This is a genomic window from Mesorhizobium sp. M7A.F.Ca.US.006.04.2.1 (assembly GCF_004022915.1).
GTDB classification, from domain to species: domain Bacteria; phylum Pseudomonadota; class Alphaproteobacteria; order Rhizobiales; family Rhizobiaceae; genus Mesorhizobium; species Mesorhizobium ciceri.
This window is the reverse complement of the sequence record NZ_RZQA01000254.1, coordinates 1-7,457: the sequence shown is the minus strand read 5'-3', so window position 1 is coordinate 7,457 and position 7,457 is coordinate 1. Positions and strand designations below refer to the sequence as shown.

Sequence of the window (7,457 nt, the reverse complement as noted above, 5' to 3'; positions counted from 1 at the left end):
GTAAGGAGGCTATCCCCTCCCACTATTTCAAAATGCCGCACGCCGAGAAAGGCCTCGCCGTCGGCCTGTTCGGCGGCTCGTTCAATCCGCCGCATGCCGGCCATGCGCTGGTCGCCGAGATCGCGCTCAGACGCCTGGCGCTCGACCAGTTGTGGTGGATGGTGACGCCGGGCAATCCGCTGAAGAACACCAGGGAGTTGGCGCCGCTGGGCGAACGGCTGCAGCTGTCGGAACAGATCGCCAAGAACCCGAAGATCAAGGTCACCGCTTTCGAAGCCGCCCATCACGTCCGCTACACCGCCGATACGCTGGCGCTGGTCAAGGCGCGCAATCCCGGTGTCGATTTCGTCTGGATCATGGGTGCCGACAGTCTGCGCGATTTCCATCGGTGGCAGCGCTGGCGCGAGATCGTCATGACCTTCCCGATCGCCGTCATCGACCGCCCGGGCGCGACGCTGTCGTTCCTGTCCTCGGTCGTCGCCAAGACCTTCGACTATGCCCGCATCGACGAGGGCGATGCGCCGCGGCTTGCCCGCATGAAGGCGCCGGCCTGGACCTTCATTCACGGCCCGCGCTCGTCGCTGTCATCGAGCGCGATCCGCAAGCTGGCGAAGGGGTGAGCCCGGCCGCCCGGCCATGTCGCTTTTATCGCTTCCTTTGCCCGTTTCATGGGCAATCCTGAGCAGGCATGTCGATTCCCAGGAAAAACCGCAGCGAAGCCGAGCAGGGCGCCGAGCCCACGCCGCTGATCGCGATTGCCAGCGTCATCGTGTCGATGGCGCTGATTGCCGTCGGCAACGGGCTGATGTTTGCCTACATCCCGGTCCGGCTTGGCGCCGAGGGTTTCGATCCGACCTGGGCCGGGCTGATCATCACCGGGCTTTCGGCCGGCGGGCTCGCCGGCTGCATCTTGACCGGACCGCTGGTGCGAAGGGTCGGCCATGCCCGCGCCTTCATGGTGCTGTCGGCGCTGATCGCGCTGGCCAACGCCGCTGTCGGCGCCGGGGTCCTTCCGCTGCTGTGGATAGCCGCCCGCGCGCTCTACGGCTTTGCCATATGCGGCCTGTTCATCGTCGCGCAGAGCTGGCTGAACGATGCGGTTGCCAACGCCATCCGCGGCCGGGTGATGGCTTTCTTCTACGTTGCCTATGTCGCCGGGCTCGGCGTCGGCTACGCGACGCTAGCGCTGGTCGATATCAGGACAGCGGATGCGCCGCTGATCGGCATCGTCTTCACCGCGCTGTCGATCCTCCCTGTCGGGATGACCAAACTTGCCCAGCCGCCGGCGCCGCAGGCGGCCTCGGTGGCGCTGCGCCGTGCCTGGCGGGTTTCACCGGTCGGCGTCGCCGGCATGCTTGCCGTCGGCGGCCTGTCGATGTCGATTGCTGGCTTCGCACCGATCCACGCCACGGCCAAGGGCTACAGCCAGGCCGACGTGGCGCTGCTGCTTTCGGCGATGCCTCTCGGCACGCTGATCCTGCAGATCCCGCTTGGCTGGATTTCCGACCGAACCGACCGCCGCTATGTGCTGATCGCCGCATCCGCGCTCGCCATGGTCGCCGGCCTGTTTGCACTCGGGTTCGATGGCGGCGCGCTGGCCGCGTTGGTTGTGATCTATATCGTGTGGGACGGCGCTTCGGAATCGATCTATTCGCTGGCCAGTGCGCACGCCGCCGACCGCGCCGGCAAGGACGACATGGTGGCGCTGTCCAGTTCGCTTTTGTTTGCCTGGTCGCTGTCGGGCTTCGTCGTGCCCGGCATCGTGACGGCGCTGTCGGCCGTCTTCGGAACGCAGGCTTTCATCTATGTGGCTGTTCTCATCGCCGCAGCCTTCTGCCTGTTCGTGCTTTTGCGTGTGTTCACGACGCGTGCGGTCCCGGTCGGCGAAACCGGCAGTTTCGCACCGATGACGGCGCAGGCGCCGTTGCCGGTCGAACTCGCCTTCGCACCGGACGATGAGGGCCGGCACTGAGCCACCCGACTATTGTCGACGGGCTTCCGGCGACGGGGCTTCCGGTGGCGGCAGCGGGATCGATATGCCTTCGCTATCGAATTCCTGTTTGGCGCGCTTGGTGAGATCGGTCTGGGTGGCGAAGAAGTCGGCCGACGATGTCCAGTAGCGCAAGGCAATCGAAACAGTGCTGTCGCCCAATGTCGCGACGAAAGCGATCGGTGCCGGCTCACGCTTGACCCGCCGTTCGGCGGCGGCAATGGCAAGCAAGGTCTTTTGGGCCCTGTCGATGTCGTTCCAGGAGCCGATGCTGAGCGTGATGTCGCTACGGCGCACGCCATTGCGCGAAAAGTTGCGCACCGGCTGGTTCCACAGCGTCGAGTTGGGCGCCAATATGTAGACCCCGTCGGCCGTCCTGAGCTTGGTTGCGAACAGGCCGATCTCCTCGATCGTACCGGCAATCGAACCGACCTCGACGGACTCGCCGATGCGAAACGGCCGCAGCGCCAGAAGCATGATGCCGGCCGCGATGTTCTGCAGCGTGCCTTGCAACGCCAGGCCGATGGCGAGGCCAATGGCACCGATCGCGGCAATGATCGAGGCCGTCTGCACGCCGAACTGGCCGAGCACCATGATGGTGACGAGGATCAGGATGGCATAGCGGACGATCTTGGAGAAGAAATGCCGCAACGTCGCGTCGAAACCATGGATATGGCCGAGACCGGCGAAGATCGAACGTTCGGCAAGGCCGGCGACGATATAGCCGACGATCAAGAGGATAACGGCACCGATGGCCGAGAAGGAGTAGGAAACAATCAGCGTGCTCAGTTGGGCGAGGCCAGCCTGGACGCTGAGGAAGGCGTTTTGCGGGTCGATCGGCATGGGGGAAATCCGGTTGGTCGGTGAGCCGATAACCCATGCCGACGGCGAGGGTTCCGATCTTTTCCGGTGTGCGGCGGAACCACAGGAGCGACAATACGTTCGTGCGAGGCAGGGTCCCGTCTTGAAACTGTCAGGGAACTCTGCCTATCTAAGTGGTGTCACCTGCTTCAAGGGGTGATTTGGTTGTTCTTGCTGCGAAAGGAAATACACTGAGAACAGCACTGCGGAAGAAGGCCGATATCATGCCTTCGCCGGCCAGGATCAGCGTAGACGACGCCGTGTCCCGCGCCATCAAGACAGTCCTTGCCAGTCTGGAAGACTCCAAGGCCGAAAATATTGTCTCCATCGACATCCAGGGGAAATCGAGCCTCGGCGACTATATGGTCGTCGCTTCGGGCCGATCGCACCGTCATGTCGCGGCTGTCGCCGATCATCTTCTCAAAGCGATCAAGGATGCCGGTCTCGGCACCGCGCGCGTCGAGGGGCTGTCCGGCGCCGACTGGGTCCTGATCGATTCTGGCGACATCATCGTCCATGTCTTCCGCCCCGAAGTCCGCGAATTCTACAATCTCGAAAAGATGTGGCAGGCGCCGGACCTCGAGGAAGAAACGCTCCACTAAGTCGTTCGCGCGGCTTACAAGGCAAGGATGAAGATATCAGTTCATGCCGTGGGCCGGATGAAAGCCGGCCCCGAGAAGCTGCTGGCCGACCGCTATTTCGAGCGCTTCGCCAAGAGCGGCCCGGCGGTGGGGCTTGAATTTGGCGGCATTGCCGAAATAGCCGAGGGGCGCGGCCAGACCGCCAACGAGCGCCGGCGTGAGGAAGGCCAGAAACTGCAGACGCAGTTGCAGCCCGGCACCGCGCTGATCCTGCTCGACGAACGCGGCAAAAGCTTTTCCTCGGAAGATTTCGCCGGGCGCCTCGGCCTGTTGCGTGACGGTGGCCGCAAGGCGCTGATCATCGCCATCGGCGGCGCCGACGGCCACGATCAGTCGCTGCGCGACCAGGCCGAACTGGTGATGTCGTTCGGATTGCTGACATGGCCGCATCAACTGGTGCGCGTGATGCTGGGAGAGCAGCTTTATCGTGTGGCCACCATCCTTTCGGGACATCCCTACCATCGCTCGTAAGCCGGTGAATTGGTGCGACACACCCGGATTTCCGCCCCAATGCCAACGTAACATTGCATCGAGTGGGCGGTTTCGAACATGGTTGATTGTTCGTTAACGAAGCCACGCATAGAGTCGGGCTTCAATGTCTGAAGACAGAAAATCAAGAACGGGCTCATGGTGCGCGCGCTGCGGCATCGCGGCGGCGGTGCTTGTGCTGTCGCTGCATGTGGGGCGGGCGGAAAACACGCTCGACATGGCTCCCGATCCGGACCAGAGCCGGGCCGAATATGAACGGGTCTCGAAGGAGATCTCGCTGTCGTCGGAACGATTGGCCAAGCTCTCCGCCGACATCGCGACGATCAAGAAGGATCACGCCTCGATCACCGCCGCATTGATCCAGTCGGCGATGACCGAGCAGAAGCTCGGCCAGGACATCGAGGACATCGGCGCCAGGCTGGAAGGGTTGAAGGGCCAGGAACAGAAGATCCGCGCCTCGCTGATGGCGCGGCGCGACGTTCTGGCCGAAGTGCTGGGCGCGCTGCAGCGCATGGGCCTCAACCCGCCGCCGGCGATCCTGGTCAAGCCCGAGGACGCGCTGTCGTCGGTGCGCAGCGCCATCCTGCTCGGCGCGGTGGTGCCGGAACTGCGCCAGCAGACCGATAGCCTGCTTGCCGATCTCAAGGAACAGACCAGGATTACGGCGTCGATCGAGGCCGAACGGGCGCGGCTGACGGCGGCGGTCGGCGACCAGACGGCGGAAAAGAAGCGGCTCGGCATGCTGCTGGAGGCCAAGCAGAAGCTCGAAGCCGACACGCAAACGCAAATGGCCGCGGAAAAGCAGCGATCCGAAGCGCTGGCGGCCAAGGCCGGCAGCCTGAAAGAGTTGATCGCCTCGCTCGAAGCGCAGGCCGACAAGAGCCGCAAGGCCGCCGATGCCGCCAAGGCCGCTGAGCAGAAGACGGCGGATGGCGACAAGACATCCGCGCCGGCGGAACTGGCGTCGCTGCCCGTTCCGGAAAGCAACCAACTTGCCGCCGCGGTGCCCTTTTCGGCGCTGCAGGGACAGATCGCACTGCCGGTGACCGGCCGCATCAAGCGGCGATTCGGCGCCGACGACGGTAACGGCGCGGTGATGCTAGGCGACATGGTTGCGACACAATCGGGAGCCATCGTTACCGCGCCGGCAGATGGAAATGTGCTTTATGCGGGGCCGTTTCGCTCTTATGGTCAACTCTTGATCCTGAACGCAGGCGACGGCTATCATGTCGTTTTGGCGGGGATGAGCAGAATCAGCGTCGCGACCGGTCAATCAGTGCTTGCAGGAGAGCCGATCGGTGCGATGGGAGAGGCCCGGGTGGCGAGCACCTCGGTTTCGAAGAATGGAAATGCCACGCCGGAACTCTATGTCGAGTTCCGCAAGGATGGAAAACCCGTCGATCCGGCCCCATGGTGGGCGGACCGTTTTTCTGGAAGGACGTGAATAATGCGGAAACTGTCGCTTCTGTTTGCCGGTGCGCTGATGGGCGCGTCCGCCATGAGCCTGGTCTATGGCGCACCCGGCTCGGCGGCGAACGCTGCAGGGTCGGAGACCTACAAGCAACTGGCGATCTTCGGCGATATCTTCGAGCGCGTGCGGGCACAGTATGTGACGCCGCCCGACGACAAGTCGCTGGTCGAGAATGCCATCAACGGCATGCTGGCTTCGCTTGACCCGCACTCCTCCTACATGAATGCCGAGCAGGCGCAGGATATGCGCGTCCAGACCAAGGGCGAGTTCGGCGGCCTCGGCATCGAAGTCACCATGGAGAACGATCTGGTCAAGGTGATCACGCCGATCGACGACACGCCGGCTGCCAAGGCAGGCGTGCTGGCCGGCGACTACATCGCCAAGATCGACGGCGAAGAGGTTCGCGGCCTGACCCTCAACGATGCGGTCGACAAGATGCGCGGCCTGGTCAACACGCCGATCAAGCTGACCATCCTGCGCCAGGGCGCCGACAAGCCGATCGAACTGACGGTCGTGCGCGACATCATCAAGGTCAAGGCGGTCAAGTTCCGGGTCGAGAACGACATCGGCTACATGAAGATCACCTCCTTCACCGAAAAGACCTACGACGACCTCGAGAACGCCATCGACACCATCAAGAAGCAGATTCCCGACGACAAGCTGAAGGGCTACGTTCTGGATCTCCGCCTCAATCCGGGTGGCCTGCTCGACCAGGCGGTGAGCGTGTCCGATGCCTTCCTCAACCGCGGCGAGATCGTCTCGACGCGCGGCCGCGACCCCAAGGACGTCACCCGCTTCGACGCCAAGCCCAAGCAGGTCGACGACATCAACGGCAAGCCGATGATCGTCCTGGTCAATGGCGGTTCGGCCAGTGCCTCGGAAATCGTCGCCGGCGCGCTGCAGGACCTGCGCCGCGTCACGGTGGTCGGCACGCAGTCCTTCGGCAAGGGTTCGGTGCAGACCATCATTCCGCTCGGCGAGAATGGTGCGCTCAGGCTGACGACGGCGCTCTATTACACGCCGTCCGGCAAGTCGATCCAGGGCAAGGGCATCACGCCCGACATCAAGGTCGAACAGCCACTGCCGCCGGAACTGCAGGGCAGGGATCTGACGCGTGGCGAATCCGATCTCAAGGGCCATATCAAGGGCGCCGACGAGAGCACGACGGGTTCGGGCTCTGCGGCCTATGTGCCGCCGGATCCGAAAGACGATCTGCAGCTCATCTATGCCGAGCAGCTGCTGCGTGGCCAGAAGACCGATCCGTCCTTCCCGCCCAATCCGCAAAAGGCGGTTCTCAACCAGTAGGGATCTGGAGCGGCGCACGCGCCGCTCCATCTTTCTGTTTGAGCATGATGGAAGCAATGCGATGCTGCCGGGACCGAAAGGTTCCGGCAGTTTGATTCGGGGGCGAGGCAAAGCTCCCAAGGCATGGCGCGGGGGTGCGCCGGGATTGATGAATTCGCGCATGCCGTTTCGAAGTGGCTTCGCCTTCGGAGCCATGCGCCCGGGGATTACGCTTGACTGATATCGGCAAGGACATCGAACGCCCGCTCGGACAGGCAGTCCGGCCGCCGCGCGCCGCCGGCAAGCTCAGCGGCGGTGCGATCATGGCGACAGTGGCCGTGCTGGTGGTGGCAGGCATCTCCGGCGCGATCGCGCTCAGGGAAAAGCCGTTTCGTAAGCCGCAAGAGGTTGCCGTTTCAACGCTGAAAGTGACCGCGGCGGCCGAACCTGCCGCCGCGCCGCCTGCATTGGCCCCGGCGGCACCGAAGCCGGAGGCGCCGGTCAAATCAGGTGGGCCGCAGATCATCCATGTGCAGACGGAGGAGGGCGATGGGCCGCCCAAGGCAGCGATCGTCATTCGCGACCCGTCGACCGTCGGCCAGAACCTGAAGGTCGCGCATATTCCCGACAAGGCGCTGATCGAGGCCAGCGAGACCGGGCCGTTGCCGGTGCGCGCCGCCGATGGCAGGCGGCCGTTCGACGTCTATGCGCGGCCCTGGTC

General features: G+C 63.9%; 7 protein-coding genes and 1 pseudogene. 7 read left to right on the top strand and 1 reads right to left on the bottom strand.

Annotated elements, in window-relative coordinates; all coding sequences use genetic code 11:
• Positions 1-32 precede the first annotated feature (32 nt).
• Together EN925_RS15575 and EN925_RS15570 are read left to right on the top strand one after the other, a co-directional pair.
• Complete coding sequence (locus EN925_RS15575; RefSeq protein ID WP_013529070.1) at positions 33-620, top strand: nicotinate-nucleotide adenylyltransferase; 588 nt, start codon at positions 33-35, stop codon at positions 618-620.
• 68 nt (positions 621-688) lie between these two features.
• The gene (locus EN925_RS15570; protein WP_013529071.1) at positions 689-1,972 is read left to right on the top strand and encodes an MFS transporter; all 1,284 of its coding nucleotides are present in this window, start codon (positions 689-691) and stop codon (positions 1,970-1,972) included.
• 9 nt (positions 1,973-1,981) lie between these two features.
• Here the strand turns inward: EN925_RS15570 and EN925_RS15565 are convergent, their stop codons facing one another.
• Positions 1,982-2,833: a mechanosensitive ion channel domain-containing protein gene (locus EN925_RS15565; protein WP_013529072.1), complete on the bottom strand. Its 852-nt coding sequence runs from the start codon at positions 2,831-2,833 to the stop codon at positions 1,982-1,984.
• Positions 2,834-3,075: 242 nt separating this feature from the next.
• Between EN925_RS15565 and rsfS the strand changes: the two genes are divergently transcribed.
• The 5 genes and pseudogenes from rsfS to EN925_RS15540 form a co-directional block, all read left to right on the top strand.
• The gene (gene rsfS, locus EN925_RS15560; protein ID WP_013529073.1) at positions 3,076-3,453 is read left to right on the top strand and encodes a ribosome silencing factor; all 378 of its coding nucleotides are present in this window, start codon (positions 3,076-3,078) and stop codon (positions 3,451-3,453) included.
• A gap of 27 nt (positions 3,454-3,480) precedes the next feature.
• Positions 3,481-3,963 carry a 23S rRNA (pseudouridine(1915)-N(3))-methyltransferase RlmH gene (gene rlmH, locus EN925_RS15555; protein WP_013529074.1) on the top strand — a complete coding sequence of 161 codons (483 nt, stop codon included), beginning with the start codon at positions 3,481-3,483 and terminating at the stop codon, positions 3,961-3,963.
• 124 nt (positions 3,964-4,087) lie between these two features.
• Positions 4,088-5,425, top strand: coding sequence for a murein hydrolase activator EnvC (locus tag EN925_RS15550; protein WP_127385436.1), 1,338 nt, complete (start codon positions 4,088-4,090; stop codon positions 5,423-5,425).
• On the top strand, positions 5,426-6,757 hold the full coding sequence (locus EN925_RS15545; protein WP_024502881.1) for a S41 family peptidase: 1,332 nt from the start codon (positions 5,426-5,428) through the stop codon (positions 6,755-6,757). It abuts the gene before it with no gap.
• Positions 6,758-6,969: 212 nt separating this feature from the next.
• A pseudogene (locus EN925_RS15540) lies at positions 6,970-7,457 on the top strand (divergent polysaccharide deacetylase family protein); the annotation flags it as partial.

What these genes read in the sequence shown, in the direction of transcription:
- EN925_RS15575 (WP_013529070.1), top strand. Translation starts at nt 33, where the DNA reads ATGCCGCACGCCGAGAAAGGCCTCGCCGTCGGCCTGTTCGGCGGCTCG.
- EN925_RS15570 (WP_013529071.1), top strand. Translation starts at nt 689, where the DNA reads ATGTCGATTCCCAGGAAAAACCGCAGCGAAGCCGAGCAGGGCGCCGAG.
- EN925_RS15565 (WP_013529072.1), bottom strand. Translation starts at nt 2,833, where the DNA reads ATGCCGATCGACCCGCAAAACGCCTTCCTCAGCGTCCAGGCTGGCCTC.
- rsfS (WP_013529073.1), top strand. Translation starts at nt 3,076, where the DNA reads ATGCCTTCGCCGGCCAGGATCAGCGTAGACGACGCCGTGTCCCGCGCC.
- rlmH (WP_013529074.1), top strand. Translation starts at nt 3,481, where the DNA reads ATGAAGATATCAGTTCATGCCGTGGGCCGGATGAAAGCCGGCCCCGAG.
- EN925_RS15550 (WP_127385436.1), top strand. Translation starts at nt 4,088, where the DNA reads ATGTCTGAAGACAGAAAATCAAGAACGGGCTCATGGTGCGCGCGCTGC.